This is a genomic window from Peribacillus sp. NPDC046944, from assembly GCF_050272735.1.
Taxonomy (GTDB): Bacteria; Bacillota; Bacilli; order Bacillales; family DSM-1321; genus Peribacillus.
The window spans coordinates 74,684-92,689 of the sequence record NZ_JBNNML010000001.1; the positions used below are offsets into that span (position 1 = coordinate 74,684).

At 39.3% G+C, this 18,006-nt stretch carries 18 protein-coding genes and 1 pseudogene; 13 read left to right on the forward strand and 6 right to left on the reverse strand.

All coding sequences use genetic code 11. The features are described from left to right. Positions 1-21: 21 nt before the first annotated feature. The 7 genes from ACQKIC_RS00390 (at position 22) to ACQKIC_RS00420 (ending at position 6,528) form a co-directional block, all read left to right on the forward strand. Entirely contained in the window at positions 22-222 is a 201-nt protein-coding gene (locus ACQKIC_RS00390) for a hypothetical protein (protein ID WP_402957870.1), read from the forward strand. A 759-nt stretch (positions 223-981) separates the two neighbouring features. After that, positions 982-2,163 (forward strand): poly-gamma-glutamate synthase PgsB, encoded by a 1,182-nt coding sequence (pgsB, locus tag ACQKIC_RS00395; RefSeq protein WP_402873896.1) that lies wholly within the window; start codon positions 982-984, stop codon positions 2,161-2,163. A gap of 15 nt (positions 2,164-2,178) precedes the next feature. Then, positions 2,179-2,628 (forward strand): poly-gamma-glutamate biosynthesis protein PgsC, encoded by a 450-nt coding sequence (gene pgsC / locus ACQKIC_RS00400; RefSeq protein ID WP_402957872.1) that lies wholly within the window; start codon positions 2,179-2,181, stop codon positions 2,626-2,628. A 10-nt stretch (positions 2,629-2,638) separates the two neighbouring features. Further along, positions 2,639-3,895 (forward strand): CapA family protein, encoded by a 1,257-nt coding sequence (locus ACQKIC_RS00405; protein WP_402957874.1) that lies wholly within the window; start codon positions 2,639-2,641, stop codon positions 3,893-3,895. Between the two features lie 111 nt (positions 3,896-4,006). Continuing rightward, positions 4,007-5,587 (forward strand): gamma-glutamyltransferase family protein, encoded by a 1,581-nt coding sequence (locus ACQKIC_RS00410; RefSeq protein ID WP_402957876.1) that lies wholly within the window; start codon positions 4,007-4,009, stop codon positions 5,585-5,587. A gap of 62 nt (positions 5,588-5,649) precedes the next feature. Further along, the gene (locus ACQKIC_RS00415; protein WP_402957878.1) at positions 5,650-5,799 is read left to right on the forward strand and encodes a CapE family protein; all 150 of its coding nucleotides are present in this window, start codon (positions 5,650-5,652) and stop codon (positions 5,797-5,799) included. Between the two features lie 87 nt (positions 5,800-5,886). Then, positions 5,887-6,528, forward strand: a complete 642-nt coding sequence (locus tag ACQKIC_RS00420) for a poly-gamma-glutamate hydrolase family protein (RefSeq protein ID WP_427590687.1) — start codon at positions 5,887-5,889, stop codon at positions 6,526-6,528. Positions 6,529-6,853: 325 nt separating this feature from the next. On the opposite strand, the gene ACQKIC_RS00425 is transcribed toward ACQKIC_RS00420, so the two are convergent. Both ACQKIC_RS00425 and ACQKIC_RS00430 read right to left on the reverse strand, forming a co-directional pair. Continuing rightward, on the reverse strand, positions 6,854-8,056 hold the full coding sequence (locus ACQKIC_RS00425) for an NlpC/P60 family protein (RefSeq protein WP_427590688.1): 1,203 nt from the start codon (positions 8,054-8,056) through the stop codon (positions 6,854-6,856). Positions 8,057-8,764: 708 nt separating this feature from the next. Beyond that, complete coding sequence (locus ACQKIC_RS00430) at positions 8,765-10,120, reverse strand: arsenic transporter (RefSeq protein WP_402957884.1); 1,356 nt, start codon at positions 10,118-10,120, stop codon at positions 8,765-8,767. 269 nt (positions 10,121-10,389) lie between these two features. Here ACQKIC_RS00430 and ACQKIC_RS00435 point away from each other — a divergent pair, with 269 nt between their 5' ends. After that, entirely contained in the window at positions 10,390-10,884 is a 495-nt protein-coding gene (locus tag ACQKIC_RS00435; RefSeq protein WP_427590689.1) for an N-acetyltransferase family protein, read from the forward strand. A 124-nt stretch (positions 10,885-11,008) separates the two neighbouring features. Continuing rightward, positions 11,009-11,299, forward strand: a complete 291-nt coding sequence (locus ACQKIC_RS00440; protein ID WP_427590690.1) for a HesB/IscA family protein — start codon at positions 11,009-11,011, stop codon at positions 11,297-11,299. Between the two features lie 42 nt (positions 11,300-11,341). Here ACQKIC_RS00440 and ACQKIC_RS00445 read toward each other — a convergent pair whose 3' ends face one another. After that, a complete protein-coding gene (locus tag ACQKIC_RS00445; RefSeq protein ID WP_427668484.1) occupies positions 11,342-13,357 on the reverse strand; it encodes a methyl-accepting chemotaxis protein in 2,016 nt (671 codons plus the stop codon). Positions 13,358-13,761: 404 nt separating this feature from the next. Here ACQKIC_RS00445 and ACQKIC_RS00450 point away from each other — a divergent pair, with 404 nt between their 5' ends. The 3 genes from ACQKIC_RS00450 to ACQKIC_RS00460 all read left to right on the forward strand — a co-directional run bounded on the left by ACQKIC_RS00450 (position 13,762) and on the right by ACQKIC_RS00460 (position 15,968). Continuing rightward, positions 13,762-14,877 (forward strand): serine hydrolase, encoded by a 1,116-nt coding sequence (locus tag ACQKIC_RS00450; protein WP_427590692.1) that lies wholly within the window; start codon positions 13,762-13,764, stop codon positions 14,875-14,877. A 108-nt stretch (positions 14,878-14,985) separates the two neighbouring features. Next, a complete protein-coding gene (locus tag ACQKIC_RS00455) occupies positions 14,986-15,423 on the forward strand; it encodes a GNAT family N-acetyltransferase (protein WP_407406793.1) in 438 nt (145 codons plus the stop codon). A 110-nt stretch (positions 15,424-15,533) separates the two neighbouring features. Then, a complete protein-coding gene (locus ACQKIC_RS00460; RefSeq protein WP_402957894.1) occupies positions 15,534-15,968 on the forward strand; it encodes a DUF2383 domain-containing protein in 435 nt (144 codons plus the stop codon). A 129-nt stretch (positions 15,969-16,097) separates the two neighbouring features. Here ACQKIC_RS00460 and ACQKIC_RS00465 read toward each other — a convergent pair whose 3' ends face one another. Together ACQKIC_RS00465 and ACQKIC_RS00470 are read right to left on the reverse strand one after the other, a co-directional pair. After that, positions 16,098-16,343, reverse strand: coding sequence for a DUF6440 family protein (locus tag ACQKIC_RS00465; protein ID WP_427668486.1), 246 nt, complete (start codon positions 16,341-16,343; stop codon positions 16,098-16,100). A 43-nt stretch (positions 16,344-16,386) separates the two neighbouring features. Continuing rightward, positions 16,387-16,497, reverse strand: a pseudogene (locus tag ACQKIC_RS00470) (DinB family protein); the annotation flags it as partial. 75 nt (positions 16,498-16,572) lie between these two features. Here ACQKIC_RS00470 and ACQKIC_RS00475 point away from each other — a divergent pair. Then, positions 16,573-17,109, forward strand: a complete 537-nt coding sequence (locus ACQKIC_RS00475; RefSeq protein ID WP_402873854.1) for a GNAT family N-acetyltransferase — start codon at positions 16,573-16,575, stop codon at positions 17,107-17,109. 147 nt (positions 17,110-17,256) lie between these two features. Here the strand turns inward: ACQKIC_RS00475 and ACQKIC_RS00480 are convergent, their stop codons facing one another. After that, positions 17,257-17,541 carry an AbrB/MazE/SpoVT family DNA-binding domain-containing protein gene (locus ACQKIC_RS00480; RefSeq protein ID WP_402873851.1) on the reverse strand — a complete coding sequence of 95 codons (285 nt, stop codon included), beginning with the start codon at positions 17,539-17,541 and terminating at the stop codon, positions 17,257-17,259. Between the last annotated feature and the right edge of the window lie 465 nt (positions 17,542-18,006).

An 18,006-nucleotide genomic window follows, 5' to 3' on the forward strand; every position in this document is an offset into this window, starting at 1 on the left:
ACCAAACAAGGAGGAATTCATATGAAACGATTTTTCAAATTCATAGCAAAGTTAAACGAAGGGAAAGCCCAAGACGAATTCTTTCGCAACGAATACGAAAATTACTTGAAGATGAATTCTGCCGATAAAGGAAACAGAAGATTAGCCCCTATGCTTTATGTTATAGATGGCGGTAAAAAGGACTCACATCCTGAGCTTTTAAATAGAATAAAATCTAGCTAAAGATAGCATCATCTTAAAATTGATTCGAGACTATCAATTTACAAAAAATACTCTCATCTATAAATAACATTTCATTTAATCCCTTATTATAAATGAATGTAAAAATACTCCAAAAACTCAGAATTTATTCTGGGTTTTTTTTAGTTCTACTATTAACACTATATTAATAGAAGAAACTAGTCTTTTTTTTAAAAACCCTCGTTTCCAAAACTTTTAAGGGAAGGATTTTGACAATTTATTGATGTCACCTCATAGCCCCTCGGGTATTTCATATTAAAAAAACCCAAAAAATATGGGGGGTGATTTTACTCATCTTTATCCAAATCCAAAAAAGTAGCACTAAATGAGTCATTAGAATCAAAATACAGGAATAAAGAAAAAACAAACTAGTAGATTAGAAAATAAATGCACAAATAGGTATAAACAATTATAAAACAGGAAGGATCGTCTACATTAAACTCCTACAGTAGATACTAGGAATTGGGTTTTTATCCTTATAAAAAGAATTCATTATCCTATAAAAATTATTTTTTATTCTCCATCTCATAATAGAATCATCATGAAATGGGGAATCCATAGAGTATTTGTCCTTACATGAATATTATAGTCATTAGTTACTATTACACTCATTTATAGTTTAATTTGGAAATTATCAAAATAAGCTATCTTGCTATAGAAAAACGACCCTTGCTTAATAAGTTTAAAATCATGTAGTGTGTATTCAGTAAATCAAATATATAAAAAAAGAGAGGTTAAAAAATGGCACCGATATTTATTTGTGCATTATTTTTGCTTGGCTATGGCATAGTCGAACAAAAACGCCATCAAAAGCGTCTCGACTCCATTCCCGTACGTGTCAACGTAAATGGGATCCGAGGGAAATCCACTGTAACACGTCTGATTACAGGTGTGATCAAGGAAGCGGAGTACAAGACAATAGGAAAAACAACCGGAACTTCCGCAAGAATGATTTATTGGTTTACGGACAAAGAAAAACCGATCATACGTCGTCCAGAAGGACCGAATATCGGGGAACAACGTCGCGTAGTTAAAGAAGTAGCTGACTTAGGAACTGAAGCATTAGTTTGTGAGTGCATGGCCGTGCAGCCTGACTATCAACTAATCTTCCAAAATAAAATGATTCAGGCAAATATTGGGGTTATCGTAAATGTTCTTGAAGATCACATGGATGTCATGGGACCAACATTGGATCAAGTTGCAGAAGCATTCACTGCAACCATACCCTACAATGGGCATTTAATAACCATCGAGGGCGAACATTTAGAATATTACAAAGAAATTGCCAAACAACGTAATACGAAGGTAATCGTAGCCGATAACTCAAGGATCTCAGAAGAATTTCTACGTGAATTCGACTATATGGTATTCCCTGATAACGCCTCCCTTGCCTTGGCTGTTGCAGAAGCATTGGGTATCGATGAGAAAACGGCATTCCGTGGCATGTTAAATGCACATCCAGATCCAGGGGCCATGCGTATCACTAAATTTGGAGATGCTAGGCAACCGACTTTCTTCGTTAATGGATTTGCCGCCAATGATGCGTCATCTACATTGAATATTTGGGACAGGGTAAGTACCTTCGGATACAGCACGGAAGCCCCTATCGTAATCATGAACTGCCGTCCTGACCGTGTGGACCGTACAGAGCAATTTGCAAGAGATGTATTGCCTTACATAAAGTCCGAAATCGTCATTGCCATCGGTGAAACTACTTCACCAATAACGAAAGCATTTGAGCAAGGAAAATTGGATACAGTAGAGTATTGGGATTTAGAAGAATGGTCAACGGAAGAAATCGTTGCCAAACTGCGCCCAGTCATGAAAAACCGAATCGTTTATGGGGTCGGTAACATTCACGGAGCAGCAGAACCCTTAATTGACGCAATCATGAAAACTAAAACGAAGCAAAAAGCGAGTTAAGTAGGAGGAACCTTAATGTTTGGATCGGATTTATACGTAGCCCTAGTACTAGGGGTAACACTGAGCCTTATTTTTTCAGAAAAAACGGGTGTTGTGCCCGCCGGACTTATCGTGCCAGGTTATTTGGCATTAGTTTTTGATCAATGGCAAGTCATGCTGGTAATTATTATAGTAAGTATCTTAACTTATTTCATTGTCGCTCACGGTCTTTCAAGATGGGTAATCTTATATGGAAGAAGAAAGTTTGCCGCAATGATGATAACGGGGATTTGTCTAAAACTCGTATTGGATTTCGTCTACCCCGTCATGCCTTTTGAAATCTATGAATTCCGTGGTATTGGTATAATCGTCCCTGGCTTGATCGCTAATGCCATTCAAAGACAAGGAATGCCATTAACACTCGGCAGCACGCTTTTATTATCCGGAGTAACTTTCGGTCTAATGAACGTGTATTACCTATTCTGAGGTGGATAAAATGAAACGTACTTTAAACGCAAAAGAAAAAACACTTATCTTTACAAAGCGGACGAAGAAAAAGAATCTCAAATACACTGCAATCGTTCTACCGATATTGATCATCGTCTTAGTCGTAACATCTTGGTTGGGACGCACGAAAGACGTGGAAGTTGTTGCATCCAAACCAAACGATACCCTTACAATGTCAATGGTCGGAGATATCATGATGGGCCGTTATGTCGAGGAAGTGACAGACAGCCATGGTTTTGATTACCTCTTCCGTTACATGAAGCCCTATTTTAACGCTTCGGATTATGTAAGTGGAAACTATGAACATCCTGCTCTAGCAAAAGATGTATCGAAATATGAAGAAGCTGATACAGCCATTCGTCTAAATTCGTATGCAGATGGCGTGGAAGCTGTTAAAAATGCTGGATTTTCTGTCATGACTCTTGCGAATAACCATATGATGGACTTTGAAGAACAAGGATTGCTCGACACAATCGATGAATTCGAGAATGCCAAAATGGATTATGTTGGTGTAGGTCGGAATATTACAGAAGCGAAAGAAAACATCAATTACCAAGATGTTAAAGGCGTACGTATCGCTACTCTTGGCTTTACCGATGTATATGGTAAAAATGCGGTAGCCAAAAATACTCAAGCTGGGTTATTGAATTCCAATCCTGACTTATTATTTGAAATGATCGGTGACGCCAAGGATGCGAAAAAAGGAAACGCAGACTTAGTTGTCGTCAATATGCACTGGGGCCAAGAATATGCTACTTCTGCGACAGGTCGTCAAACAGAATTAGCGAAAGCGGTGATCGATGCTGGTGCAGATATCATCATTGGCCATCACCCCCATGTCGTCCAATCATTCGATGTGTATAAAGATGGACTTATCTTTTACAGCTTAGGAAACTTTGTATTCGACCAAGGCTGGACACGTACAAAAGATTCTGCGATGGTACAATACCATTTAACTGATGACGGACAAGCAACCGTTGATGTGGTTCCCTTGCAAATCAAGGAAGCTACACCAAGACCCGCTACATCTTCTAGCGATGTATCGCGAGTTTTCCGTTGGTTGACGAAAGAAACAAGTGACAACGTGCAATGGTCTAAAAAAGATAATAAGATAGAGATTAAATTGGATCATACACGTGTAATAGACCATAAAGAACAGCGTGAACAAGAGGAAAAAGCAGCCCAAGAAAAGAAAGCTGCTAAAGAAAAGAAAGTAACCCAAGAAGAGACAACTACTGAAGAATAGAAACATGAAGCACCATCATACAACTAGATAATACGTGAATAAGAGTCTACTAGCAGGTATGCTAGAAGACACACATCTTAGAAGATCACACCGAAAAGAGGCGATCAATCAGTGTTTTATCCTTTCACACGGAAAGTACTCCTTTCCCTTTGTTTGCTCATTTTTATAGCAGGATGTTCAAAAACTGACCCTCTTTCTGACACGCATGATACCAATGAATCTTTAAATGATAAATCATATGGAGTTAGCTCTTCCAACCCTATCGCCGTAGAAGTGGGGATGAATATATTAGATAACGGTGGAACAGCGGCCGATGCGTCGATTGCCGTTTCTTATGCATTGGGTGTAACTGAACCCTTTGGATCTGGAATTGGCGGCGGCGGCGGAATGCTGATTGTATCCGAATCTGAGAAACCTAATTTTATTGATTATCGTGAAACGGCTCCTGAACGTTCAAAGTTAAAACATAATACCGGTGTCCCTGGCTTTGTAGCCGGGATGCAAGCTGTCCATGATAAATACGGAACCATTCCGATGGAAGACCTTCTTCAGCCGGCCATCGACCTGGCTGAAGAAGGATTTGAAGTCGATAAAATGTTGGCCTCCCGCCTAAAGGCAGCCAAAGCAAGAATTTATTCAGAGAAAACTCTCTTGTTTTATCCTGATGACGATTCGATTGAACCAGGAAAGGTTTTGAAACAAGAAGATCTTGCTGACACATTGAAACTGATTCAGCGAAAAGGGCCCGATGGGTTTTATAAAGGGAACATCGCACGGAATATCAAAAAAAGAACAGATGTAGACTTAATGGACTTAAAGCATTATGAAGTAAAAGAACGAGAGCCAGTCCAAGGCAAATTCGCCGGATATGATGTTTGGACCGCTCCCCCTCCCTTTTCAGGGATAACCGTCCTTGAAATGTTAAATCTCGCTGAAGAAGTCGACTTAAGCAATGCTTCAAATAAGGCAGATTATATGGAGTTACTGGGAGCCATTACCAACGCCTCCTATAAAGATCGAATTAACTATACCGGGGACGGAATCAGCGCAGACAAAGCTGAACAATTAGTATCTCCCCTTCATTTGGACAACCTGAAAAAAGAGATAAATAAAGGTGATTGGTCAAATGTAGAGTTCCAGTCTGAAGAACATGAAAGCACGACTCATTTCGTCGTCATGGATAAGTATGGCACAGTCGTTTCTACGACCAATACACTCAGTAACTTTTTTGGTTCCGGTGCCTATACGAACGGCTTTTTCTTGAATGACCAATTGAAAAACTTCCGCACTGGCCTGAATAAAATCGATGAGCATAAACGCTCAAGGACCTTTACCGCTCCTACCATTCTTAAAAAACAAGGGGAAAAGACAATCGGAATCGGTTCGCCTGGTGGTGATAGGATACCGCAAGTGCTCATGCAGGTCCTGTATTCATATACAGAAGGTGAGGATACTTTCCAAAATATCATAGATCGCAATCGATTCGTATTTGATGGTAATACCATCTATACAGAATACCGCCCTTCGCCTGAAACAGCCTCTGCATTAGAAAGAGCCGGTTACAATGTTGTACAAAAAGTCGCCCCTGTGTTCTATGGTGGCGTACAGGTACTCGTTAGAAATGAAAAGAACGGTAGGTTATCAGGAGCAGCCGATCCTCGGAGAAATGGCAGTTGGCAAGCACAGCAATAAAGAAAACGCCTATACATCTTGAAAACATCTAAATTTTTATAGATCTATAAGGGGACGAGAAAATGAAGATATTAAAAAAAGTAGTAAGCTGGGTTATCCCTGTTGTTCTGATAGCAGTCCTGCTTGTAACAATGAATACGTTCAAACGGTCTGAAACACTGACTCCCGATGAACAAAAGAAAATAGAACAGTATACAAATATCCAAGAGTAAAAAAACAGGTTGAACCTCATGAGGGTTCAACCTGTTTTTCAATGGTTATACAATACAAGGAGATTGCAGGACGAGGAGGCATATAGGATGGAGAATGGATACTCAAGTTTTGCGGAACTGCAACAGAATGAAAAAGAAAACACCGATTATAGCATTACGGCTTTTCATCGTAATCCAGAAATAGCGATTTTTGCGATCCATGGCGGCAATATAGAACCGGGAACTAGTGAAGTAGCCTTTGCCCTTGGAGAAAGACTCCATTCAAGTACGTATCTATTTGAAGGACATAAACGAAGGGATAACAGCAAACTGCACATCACCTCCACCTCCTTCGATGAGCCAACCGCCATACTGATGGCAAATAACGCAAAAACAATCCTCTCCATACACGGTTATCGCGATTCCAATGAAGCGTTAATCTATATGGGTGGCAGGAACGAGACCTATAAACATGTGATACAAGTAGCCTTAAAGGAATCTGGATTTCAAACAGCTGAAGCACCGAAGCATTTATTGGGGATGAATGAAAACAATATTACCAACCGTTGCAAAACCGGCGCTGGCGTACAATTGGAAATATCCAGGACCTTACGAAAACATTTTTTCCTAGACAGTGACCTTAAGAGGACAAACAGGCATAACCAGACCGAAGTGTTGAATCAATTCATTAGCGCTTTAGAGAAAGCCACCATTCACTACATGCTCAATCTGAATAAAAAGCAATTCTAGTGCAACGATTGGAATGGCTTGATCACTTATCAGGAGCTTGTCCTGCATCTTCCACACTTATGATTAAAACAATCTTTCAACCCTCAGAGAAGCCTTCTTGGGGGTCTAAAAGATTGTTTCAAGTCCCCTCCCTCCACTACTTCTTTTTCGATAAAATATGATACCCACATCCTTTGAGTATTCTGTGACTTCTACACAAAAGAAACTTATCGCACAAGCCTCATTTAAAGGTCATTCAACTCTGAAAAACTTCATTGAAAAAGAGGATATAAAAAAGAAGATAGATAGGGCCAGTTTCTAGCCCCCTCTATCCTGTCTCTTGCATTTAATTCATGATAAGTTGTACTTGGCCATAGCTTTCGAACTTCTGGGCAAAATACCCGGAAGAAAGGTCAGATATATGGACACCGGCTTTCTCGGTTGTATGGATAAAACGCCCATTCCCAAGATAAATCCCTACATGGGTTACACCTTGTCTTGTACCTGTATCCCTAAAGAAGACTAAATCGCCCGCTTTTGGTTCTGATATAGCCGGCAACCACTCATAGTAGTCAGCAGCAGAGCTACGTTTTATAGAAATCCCCTGCTCCTTCATGGCCCAGTAAATAAATCCACTGCAATCCATTCCCGTTAGAGGATCAGCCCCACTGAAAACATACGTGAACCCTCGTAAAGTATAAGCATATCTGATTACATCGTATGCATTGTCATATGCTGTTTCTTGTCCTTCATAGAACGGGAATAGAAGATCACTGTATATTTGAAGGTATTGACCTTCCATCACTTCATTAGTCGGTAAAGCATTACGTTTTTTAATGGAGTTCATGTGAATGCTGTAATTGTTTGAAATGCTACTTAGCGTTTCACCCGGTTGTACGATATGTTCCCCTTTAGGTGTATACGTTTTATAGATAACTTGATATTTAGCAAAGTACTTTTCCGTACTATTTCTTATTTGAACTGTTTCTGCACCATATCCAGAATTGACGAATTTGTCTTTTCCTAGATAAATCCCTGCCGTCACCACTTTTGATGTGTCTTTTTCAAGGAAAAAGATGATGTCTCCCGCCTTAGGAACAGCCGTTTCCATCCCAAGTTTATAAAAGCCGTCTACGGTTAAACGATCCACAGCCACATTCTGCTGAGAAAGGGCCCAATGAACCAATCCACTCGAATCAAAGCCTTTAGAAGGGGTCTCTTCTCCTGCTGTTTTTTTGAATCCAACAAATGTTTTTGCATAGTTGGCAATTCGTTTCCCTCTCTCCGCCCACTGATAGATGGAAGGAGTATATGCTGTCTGTATGATTTTAAGTTTTTGTCCTACATATAACTGGGTATCCGGTAAGCCATTGATATTCATCAATTGTTCTGGCGTTATATTATAAATCGATGCAATGGATTCTACCGTTTCTTGCGAGGAAACTGTATGAATCCGATCTGCTGCATCAACTTTTGTACCAGGTGTAAAGGTCACTCCAACCAAGACTAGTAATAAAAGCAGCATGCTGACTAATAATTTTCTTCTCATTTTGAACCCTTCCTTTATGACTGGAAATACATACATAGAGCAGTTCCAGATTATTGGTAATCCTATATATCAGTTTATTAGAATGAGACTTTTTACTTACTTTCTCCAATAATATCGGTGATACTTATATATCCTTTAGACTATATATGACAAAAAATCTATATATATTAATCCTTTTTTAACAAAAATGACACATTTAAATAGTATATTATACTCATATATTTATTTATCAAACCAATAAAGGACTTAGTGCCCGGTTAATACGTTTTACCAGTATGGAAAGTTTTCCTAATATAACGGCGAAAGAACAAAAAATGAGCTTATTTTTTGAAGGAGCGGCCAACCCTTTTTATAAACAAAAAAAGGAAGAAGCCGGTTTTCTGGCTTCTCCTTTTCAAAGCAATCCTTTTTATGGAACATCCACCGTTTGAAGTTGCGTCAGGTTTAAGTATATACGTTCTCCTTTGGCCGTAACCAATTCAACCATGCTATTTTCCGACTTTTTGAGTAACCCCATTCTCTAAGGTTCCTCTCCTCCATCAAAAACAACGAGCTTTCCTTCGATCGTTTTCAGCTGTTCTTCCAAGGATCGATAGAACGGGAATGAGGTTGCGTTTATGGGGAATTGTTCATGAGCGAGCGAGTATGGTCTTTCCCCTTGCGTATAGGGGGTTAGCCATTTAAGATGATGGAGGAAAAGGGGTTTCATTAGTAAAAGACCAAATGGACCCAATAAAATAGTAAAAGCAATGTCACCACTGTAGCCAACGGGATGACTCGTACGGTAACATTCACATACTCTTTCCATGTGATTTTCACTTTATTTTGTTTCAGGATATGCATCCAGATCAAGGAGGCAAGTGTACCGATGGGCAATAGCAAGGAGCCCATATCACTCCCTATTATATTGGCAAGATAAATGGTTTTTAATGTGATGGGATCTAACCCCATTTCCGTCAACGTAATGGTCCCGATCATTAGGGCTGGATGATTATTGAAAATGTTCGATAGGACCGAAACAAGCCCTCCCATCACCAAACTCGCACTTAATAATCCTTTGTTGACAATCGGTTCACAGATTTGAACAAGGATGGCTGTAAGCCCTGCATTCTGAAGACCAAAAATGATGATATACATAGAGAACGCAAAGATAAGAATATGCCATGGAGTCTTCTTCAAAATATCTACGGGACTCGTACGTAGATGATACCATCTCCAAATAAGCAATGATAATGAACCCATTACCGCAACCCACTCTATAGGTATCGATAGATAAGAAGCCACGAATAATAAACAGCGGACAATGAAGACATAGGTCAGGATCTTGAACATGAACTTTGTACGTTGCCTCTTTGTTTCCACCGTCGTATTCTCTTTTAACGGATGAAAATTTTTAGTGAAAAATCGTTCCTCAATGTCATAGGAATGGGAGGGCAATTTTTTAGGCAAATCTTTCTTGATGACCATGAACATCAACCATGACATGAATAACAGCCCCAATGTTGCAGGTACGAACATCATGGCTGTATGCATATAAAGCGTCATATCGACGATTTTCAAGGCAATCAAATTGACGATGTTACTAACTCCAATGGGTGCGCTGGATGCAGTGGCTATCAAGGCCCCACTCAAGAGATATGAAATAGTTTCGTGTTTCTTCATTCGAAGATTTTTTAAAAGTAATATGAGGATGGGTGTCGTGATCATGATGCTCCCATCGTTATTAAATAAAAGCGTCATTAAAAAACATAATAATTGAATGTACCAATACAAACGATATCCGGAGCCTTTTGCAAGGGTTACAAGTCTCGCAGCAGCCCAATGAAAGAATCCGAAACTCTCCAGTATGACTGCCATGACAAGCGTTGCCATGATGGTGATGGAGGCACCCCCGATTTTACCGATGATATCCATTACATCCCCACGTGATACTATGCCAGTAAGCAATATGATTGCCGCGCCAAATGAAGCTGGCCAAGCTTCGTTTAGCCCTCGTGGTCTCCATAGTATGACAACCATTGTCATGACGAAGACAAAAATGGTCACCCCGATTTCAAAATGCATGATGTTCTCCCCTTTTTGGGCCTTGTGCCATTGGACCCGACTTGTCCGATTCTTATATATATATTCGTCATTAGGTATAAGGAGCGGGACAAGTAACCACGTCCACTAAATTGTGCCTTTGCCACTTTAGTGAATATGTCTCCTATGGAAAAGGGCCTAACGAAATACTTCCAGGACTCATGCCCACCATGTTTTTGAATTTCCTTGTTTAAAAAGAGAAATCTGCTATAATTTTCAGAAAAAACTGGAAACCAGAAAGGTTGATTGACATGGAATTCACCATCCGTAGCATGCAAGTCGGCGACATCCCACAAGTCCAGCATGTCGCGAAGACAAGTTGGCATAGTACGTACGAAGGGATTATCCCCCTTACAATCCAAGAACGTTTTTTAGATGTGGCCTATAGTGACGAGATGATGAAAAAGAGGGTTGAACACTCTTTTGTTTTCGTGGTCGAAGTGGCTGAAAGGATTGTGGGATTTGCCGACTTTTCTCCTGTAAAGGAAGGTGGAGAAGTCGAACTGGTGGCGATTTACTTTCATCCGGAGTTTCAAGGAAAAGGTATGGGTACAGCCTTATTGCAAACAGGAATCGACCACTCCAAAGGTTGGAATGAGCTTTTTATAAACGTTGAGGAAAAAAATGAATCGGGGACAGCCTTTTACCGGGCAAAAGGCTTTGAAGTTGTTTCTCAGTTTGATGATGACTTCGATGGACATGTCCTCAAAACAGTAAGAATGGCCTTGAAAAAGGAAGGATTCTAAAAAAGGGCTGTGAAATATTGTTATCCAAGAGAAAATGTTATTACTCTTGCCACGAACATGATAGAGTGAATATATGACTGCGCTTAACTTATGAGGCAGTGTCTAAACATTGGGAGTGAACAACTTGATAACCATCACTAAAAAGGCCCAGGAAGTCATTAAAGAGATGCAACGGAATATGGAAGAGGAAACATATTTACGATTTGGGGTAACCAGTTCTTGCTGCAACCAGATGAACTATTATTTGAACCTTGTGCGTCATAAGACCGAATTAGAGGAAGTACTAGTTATAGATTGGATAAAGCTTTTAATGAACCCTTCGGATGCCCGTTTCACGGATCAAACCGAAATTGATTTTCAAGACAATGGCTTTTTAATCAATAATCCAAATCCATTAGTATCACCGCTACAGTAACTAAACAAAAAGGGAAACCAGATGGATGGTTTCCCTTTTTGTTTATACCTTTATATGAAACCCTTTCAATGTATGCTCTAGGTCAACAATCAATTGCGTGACATGTTCTGTATATTTTGCAAGCTCATTGGACGAAGCGGCTTGTTCCTCCATGGATGATGCAATTTCTTCTGAAGAAGCAGATGTTTGCTGAGAGACCGCAGTTATTTCCTCCATCATTTTCACAACTGTTTCTTTTTGTTGATTAATCGATGAAATGGACTGGGTTTCTTCAACAAATGAATAGGATATTTTACGAACTGAGTCCTCAAGTTCCTTCATGGCCTTGCTTACCGTCATGACTGCACTTTTTTGGTTCGCACTAATTTGATTCGTTTCATTGGTCGTCTTCAGTAGCATTTCCGTGTCTGAAAAAATGCTGTGTATGATGTCCTGGATGTTATTTGTTGCTTCTTTCGATTCCTCGGCTAAGCTGCGAACCTCATTCGCCACGACCGCAAACCCTTTTCCGGATTCGCCCGCCCTTGCAGCTTCTATGGAGGCATTCAAGGATAATAAGTTGGTTTGCTCTGAAATCTGGGAAATCGTATTCGTCACATTCGAAATGGTTTTTGATTTCTCCACAAGACTCAAACTCATGCTTGTCACGGCTGAAAAAGCTGTCTCCAATTTTTGATAAGACGTTTCCAACTCGTTGACTTGTTCCTTACCTGACTCGATTTTTTCCGAAGCCGTCTCCAAAACGTTTTGTGTCCTATCCGATAACTTGGATAGTCCATCGATTTCATCACTGAGCAATTGAATCGTATGGGCTCCTTCTTCTACCGATTCGGATTGACTGGCTGCCCCTGCTGCAATTTCTTCCACGGAACGTGAAACCTCAGTAATGGATGTACTATTTTCCATCGCAATCTGGCTCAATCCTGCAGTTGCCTCCGTTACAGCATTCGTATTTCCTTTCACATCGTTAATCAATTCTCTTAATTTACTTAACATGATATTATAACTTTTGGATAAGTCGCCCATCTCATCATTCGAGGCATGGTGAAATTCGGTTACTAAATCCCCGCTCGCTGTCTTCTTCATGACATGTCGAAGATCCGATATCAGCTTTTTCAACTTTCCTGATAAATAAATGGCACATACGATACCCATCAATACACCAAAAACCAAAGAGACGAATACAGTCCGATTAATATCAAGCAACTTACCTTGCAAAACTTCATCCGATGTCAAGGCCACCACTTTCCAGTTCACGTCAGGAACCGAATTCACTTCACCCGTATACTGTTGGTCTTTCCACTCTAACGTCTGGGCTGTTTGCTTCGACCCATCGTACATGTCCGAAACCCACTTGAACTTGGAATTGAATTGATCCGCATCCGTTACTAGGTCCCCCACTCCTTCGACCTTCCCACTTTGATTTGGATTCATATTCTTGCCGTCCATTTCCTTCATGAACGAACTTACGATAATGCCTTGCGAATCAAGGATCACAAGGTTACCATCAGAATGCCTCTCAATTTCCGTACGCATCTTTCCGATGGTAGATAAATCAATATCATAGCCTAACACCCCTACCATTTTCCCATTTTCCAAAACAGGCGTGACCACTGAAGTCATGATACTGCCATTCACGATATCTTGGTACACATCCATCCATTTTGTTTTCGGGTTTTCCGATAGCTGCGTATACGTTACGGTTTCTCGAGCATCTCCCTTAAATTCCATTTTAGGAGATGCGTATAATGATCCGTCCGTACCGTCCATATAATAAGCCGATAGCAAGTGTTCATTGTTCAGTTGAAAAGATTCAATGGTTCTCTGAATATCTTTCAGTGAATCCCCATCCTTTAGATGGATCGATACCAATTGTGATAATTGATTTATTGAATCTTCATAGACTTTCAAATCCGCGCTAATCTGTGATACAGCATTTTGGGCTGCGCTTTGATTTGTGGCAACACTATCTTCCTTGAACACATTGGAAACCTGGAAGGCCATTATTGAAACAGAAACACCCATCGCCAGAAAAATGGATAGACAAATAAAAAACATCCACTTTACCCGGATCGAGATTCTTCTGTGCTTTTTTTCCCTTTTAACAGTTGGTGAATTCCCCATTATGATTTCCCCTTTTTGATTACGTGTTGGCTTGATTGTCCCTTAAAGTAAATCGCCATTTAGGATAAGCAACATGATTGATTATAGCAGGCACCTAATTTTTCCACATAACAATACTATATACCCAAAATAATATTGTCAATGACAAATACAACTCTTTTTTATAGTTATATAGTCTATATCTTAAAGGAAAACGGAATTAAAATGAAAATCGTGTAATCTATCATCTTTTAATTCCAAAAAGGATATATATGGTAAATTTATTCAGAAAACTTGAAACCTTCCCTTTTAACAATCGTATATACAGAAAAAGGAAATCGAGGTAGGGGCGTGATTCTTTGAAGAGGAATATTCTATTTAATAGGGGAAAATTACTACTTCCCAGCCTGGTTGCAGGAATTGGATTCTGGAAGTTTATGAAGGCTAGATATGAGGCAAACCCTGACTATATCGTTCATTTCATTAAAAAGTATGCTGAGAGCAAAGATATTTCTTTATTCATCCATCATAATGATGAGAAGATTGCCGAGGTTAACTCAACCGTGCAGCTTCCATTAGCAAGCACCGTTAAAATCATCATGGCCATTGAATACGCTCAACAGGCTGCGGAAGGATTAATGGATCCTGATCAAAAAGTGCAAATAGCGGACATCGAGAAATTTTACATACCCAAAACAGATGGTGGTGCACATGAAGCCTGGCTTTCACAGGTAGGAACGAGCGGGAACGTTCCTTTATGCGAGGTCGTGAATGGAATGATTGCCTACAGTTCTAATGCGAATACAGATTATTTAATGAACCTTCTAGGGCTGGATAGCATCAATTCCGTCCCAAAAAGCTTAGGAATCCCGAACCACGAACCCCTGTATCCGATTAGCGCTTCCCTTTTCATACCCAGCACTCTCATGAAAGAAAAGAAATTCACAAGAAAAGAGACACTTCATGCGATGGAAAAGATGGAAATGACAGAGTACCGAAGTTGGGCACTTGCCATAAATGAGCGATGGAAAAGCAAACCACCTACAGAACAAGAGAAGAAAGAAGCAACGAAACTGCTGTCTCTTGATTTTCAAAAAATTTGGTCTGATCGTTTGTCACGATCCACTACAAAAGACTATGTATCAATCATGAAGATATTAAACAATAAGATGGATCTTGATCAACATGTTCATGAACACCTTGATCCCATCATGGAGCAATTGATGAAGAATCCCAGTAATCGCAAATGGCTTTTACATGCTGGTCAAAAGGGAGGATCGACCGCTTTCGTTCTAACGGTGGCCATGTACGCAACAGATAGAGACGGAAATAGGACAGAGCTCGCCCTTTTTTCAAATAATCTATCCTCCATGAACCAAGAAAAGCTTACCCGAAGTCTAAATGATTTCCAACTTCAAATCCTAACCAATCCAAAATTCCGAGACTTCATAAAAGAAAACTTCGCGATCTCATAGAGCACTTTTTTTGGGAAACTGAATTCATTTGACTAGTAATAAAATGAACAATAGGCGTTCCTGAATGGTATTATTGGATTATTCGGAATATAATTGGAGGTTTCATGCATGGTCATCAAAAAAGCCACAATGGCAGAGCTTGATTCACTTAGCGAGTTATTTGATTCATACAGGGTTTTCTATGAGCAACCCTCTAATCTTGAAGGGGCTCAGCATTTTTTAAGAGAAAGACTAGAGAACGAGGAATCGGTCGTCTTCATTGCAAGGGATGGTAACGATTCATTGGGTTTTGTTCAATTATATCCTTCCTTTTCATCGATAAGCATGAAACGGTCATGGATCTTGAACGATTTATTCGTAAAGGAAAGCGCCCGCAAGAGAGGAATTGGTGAGAATTTATTACAAGCCGCCGTCGATTTTGCAAAAGAATCGGGAGCAAATGGGGTATCCCTTGAGACCGGTAAGGAGAATGTTACTGCGCAAAGGCTTTATGAGAGATTTGGATTCGTAAAAGAATCGAACTTTTTTTATCATTATTCCATCTAACATTTCGAGTGATCTACTAAAAGGGGCCAATTTCAGGCCCCTTTTAGTATGCAGATAATTTTCATTTGTACAGCGCATACTAAGATCATTATCTATAGGGAGTGATACGATTGGATCAAGAACAAACGATTAAGATACTGAATAAATTCTTACAGGGAACATACATGGGCATTCACGCCTATGAACGTTTTATAGAAAAACTGCAACATTCTTCTTTAAAAGACTCGTTCATTTCAATTCAGAAAGACCAAAAAAATCATGCGACCCTCATTTCAGAGAGAATTCAGCATCTAGGTGGTACACCTGTAACGAGTGAGGGGATCATTGGAAAGATCGAGGCAGGCATTGTAAATGTAGTGGAAAATTACAATTCAGAGGAAGAGATTATTAAACATGCCATTAAAGGGGAAAACCTATATGGAATAAGAATGAGTGAGGACCTAGTAAGGGATAAATTAGATGAAGAAAGTCTAAATCTAGTCCATAGAATTCTTGATAAAGACCGGGAACATGTGGATTACCTAAAGTCTCTTCTACATTCTTAGAAAGTGAGTTTCCAATGCCCGTACATTTTATTTTCTTAGTGTTCGTTATAAATGGATCTAGCCACCTGTTAAATATTTCTTTGTGACATGTGTGAAAAAAGCCACCTCCATATGGAAGTGGCCGACCCATTACTCAACTGAAGTCCCAGACTCAGCTATAAAGTCTTTATCAACTAAAGGTTTTCCATCTTTATCAACCATAACCGTTAACCCAGAAATAGGACCGCCATAATGAAACATATATAGGACTCCTGTTTCATTATCACGAATTATTTTAGTAACAGCCATTTTTCCTTCTGTATAAATGTCCTCAAAACGTTTCTTTGCCACTATAACACGCTCCTTTTTTCGGATTGTTGAAGCAGCTATCTCCATCTTACTTCCAGGAAGTACTTTTCTTCCTTCATCCCTAATTATATTAGTTCCGCAAGTTCCTGATTCCAAAAAAGGAGTAGTCGTTCATGGTGGATAAGTGGCCCAACTGGCGTAGCATGGTCGTAATATTGCCTCTGTGATACGTGCCGTGGTTATCTTTGTCTTTGCTATGGTATACCGAGCGATAGTGTATAATGAAATATATTCCATTAACTGAAGGGGGTCAATCGTGTTATCCAGTAAAAATATATATGTAAGACAACTTATACTATCAGATGCTGAAAATTTACTACAATTGCTAGTGGAAAATAGGCCGTTCTTTGAACCATTTTCGACAGACCAACCAGCTAACTACTATTCTTTAGAAAAACAAAAGGAAATCATAACTTCGGGACATAAGTCAAAAGGAAATAGTAGTTACGAGTTTGGAATCTTCCTGAATACTAATCATAGGTTAATAGGAACGATCAGCCTGTTTCATATTATTCGCGGGCCCCTTCAAAGTGCCACCATGGGTTATTACTTAGACCAAAAAAACAATGGGAATGGTTACACTACAGAAGCTGCCAAAATGGTGGTGGATTATGCTTTTGAAACGATTGGTTTACATAGGATTGAGGCTGGGGTTATGCCACATAACATAGGTTCCATACGCGTTTTGGAAAAGGTCGGTTTTCACAAAGAAGGAATCGCAAAACAAAGTGTAAAAATACAGGGGCGCTGGGAAGATCACCAGATATTAGCCATAATCAATCCAAATGATTAATCCGAAAGTCGGGCAAACTATCAATGTGAATTCTTCTTATGGGTAACATCATTTTTTATGTTCGAGTAAGAATGATAGGAGATTAATAGAAGAAAAAAAGCGCAACGGGTAATTTCTTCCCGTTGCACTTTTTTTACTTGAAAACTATTATTTTGCTGTTTCAAGGCTAGCTTGAATTTCTTTAATTAGAAGTTCAGCGCCTTCTTGGCTAAGGATTAACTTACCACCAGCAAGTTTCATATTGTCATCAGATGTTTCACCCGTTACTTGACAAGTCATGTTCGGTTTATATTTTTGAAGAATGATACGCTCTTGTTCTACATAGATTTCCAAAGCGTCCTTCTCTTTAATTCCTAATGTACGGCGTAATTCGATTGGAATTACCACCCGGCCTAATTCGTCAACTTTACGTACAATACCTGTAGATTTCATTTGTCATTACCTCACTATTTATTATGCATTATTATATTCGTCAAAATTCGACATTCTTTTCTCTTATTAAAGATACCACCCCTTCCCAATTTCGTCAATTACCGTATCTTAATATATTATCTACCTTCTATTAGAAGATTCGAAAAATACGGAATAAACACTGATATAATGGCATTTTTATAGGTTTCAAGAGGGTATTTTTTATCTTTTCTTATATATTAATATATTTTTATTCAAATTATCTTCAAAAATACCAACAATTACACATTGTCGTATTTTGTCGAAAATAGGTAGATTCATGATTTTAGTGAAAACGTTGTTGATTTTATTTGGTAACTGGTAGACAATTTAACAAAGAATCAGGTTTCAATATTCTGATAATTATTCCGAACTGGGTATACATCTTTATGGTACCCATTGAATCATGCGTCCGATTTGATGTGGTTGGTGGCAAAAAAACAGATA

Excerpts from the sequence above, each read along its gene's own strand:
- ACQKIC_RS00390 (WP_402957870.1), top strand. The coding sequence starts at position 22 with ATGAAACGATTTTTCAAATTCATAGCAAAGTTAAACGAAGGGAAAGCC.
- pgsB (WP_402873896.1), top strand. The coding sequence starts at position 982 with ATGGCACCGATATTTATTTGTGCATTATTTTTGCTTGGCTATGGCATA.
- pgsC (WP_402957872.1), top strand. The coding sequence starts at position 2,179 with ATGTTTGGATCGGATTTATACGTAGCCCTAGTACTAGGGGTAACACTG.
- ACQKIC_RS00405 (WP_402957874.1), top strand. The coding sequence starts at position 2,639 with ATGAAACGTACTTTAAACGCAAAAGAAAAAACACTTATCTTTACAAAG.
- ACQKIC_RS00415 (WP_402957878.1), top strand. The coding sequence starts at position 5,650 with ATGAAGATATTAAAAAAAGTAGTAAGCTGGGTTATCCCTGTTGTTCTG.
- ACQKIC_RS00420 (WP_427590687.1), top strand. The coding sequence starts at position 5,887 with ATGGAGAATGGATACTCAAGTTTTGCGGAACTGCAACAGAATGAAAAA.
- ACQKIC_RS00425 (WP_427590688.1), bottom strand. The coding sequence starts at position 8,056 with ATGAGAAGAAAATTATTAGTCAGCATGCTGCTTTTATTACTAGTCTTG.
- ACQKIC_RS00430 (WP_402957884.1), bottom strand. The coding sequence starts at position 10,120 with ATGCATTTTGAAATCGGGGTGACCATTTTTGTCTTCGTCATGACAATG.
- ACQKIC_RS00435 (WP_427590689.1), top strand. The coding sequence starts at position 10,390 with ATGGAATTCACCATCCGTAGCATGCAAGTCGGCGACATCCCACAAGTC.
- ACQKIC_RS00445 (WP_427668484.1), bottom strand. The coding sequence starts at position 13,357 with ATGTTTTTTATTTGTCTATCCATTTTTCTGGCGATGGGTGTTTCTGTT.
- ACQKIC_RS00455 (WP_407406793.1), top strand. The coding sequence starts at position 14,986 with ATGGTCATCAAAAAAGCCACAATGGCAGAGCTTGATTCACTTAGCGAG.
- ACQKIC_RS00465 (WP_427668486.1), bottom strand. The coding sequence starts at position 16,343 with ATGGAGATAGCTGCTTCAACAATCCGAAAAAAGGAGCGTGTTATAGTG.
- ACQKIC_RS00480 (WP_402873851.1), bottom strand. The coding sequence starts at position 17,541 with ATGAAATCTACAGGTATTGTACGTAAAGTTGACGAATTAGGCCGGGTG.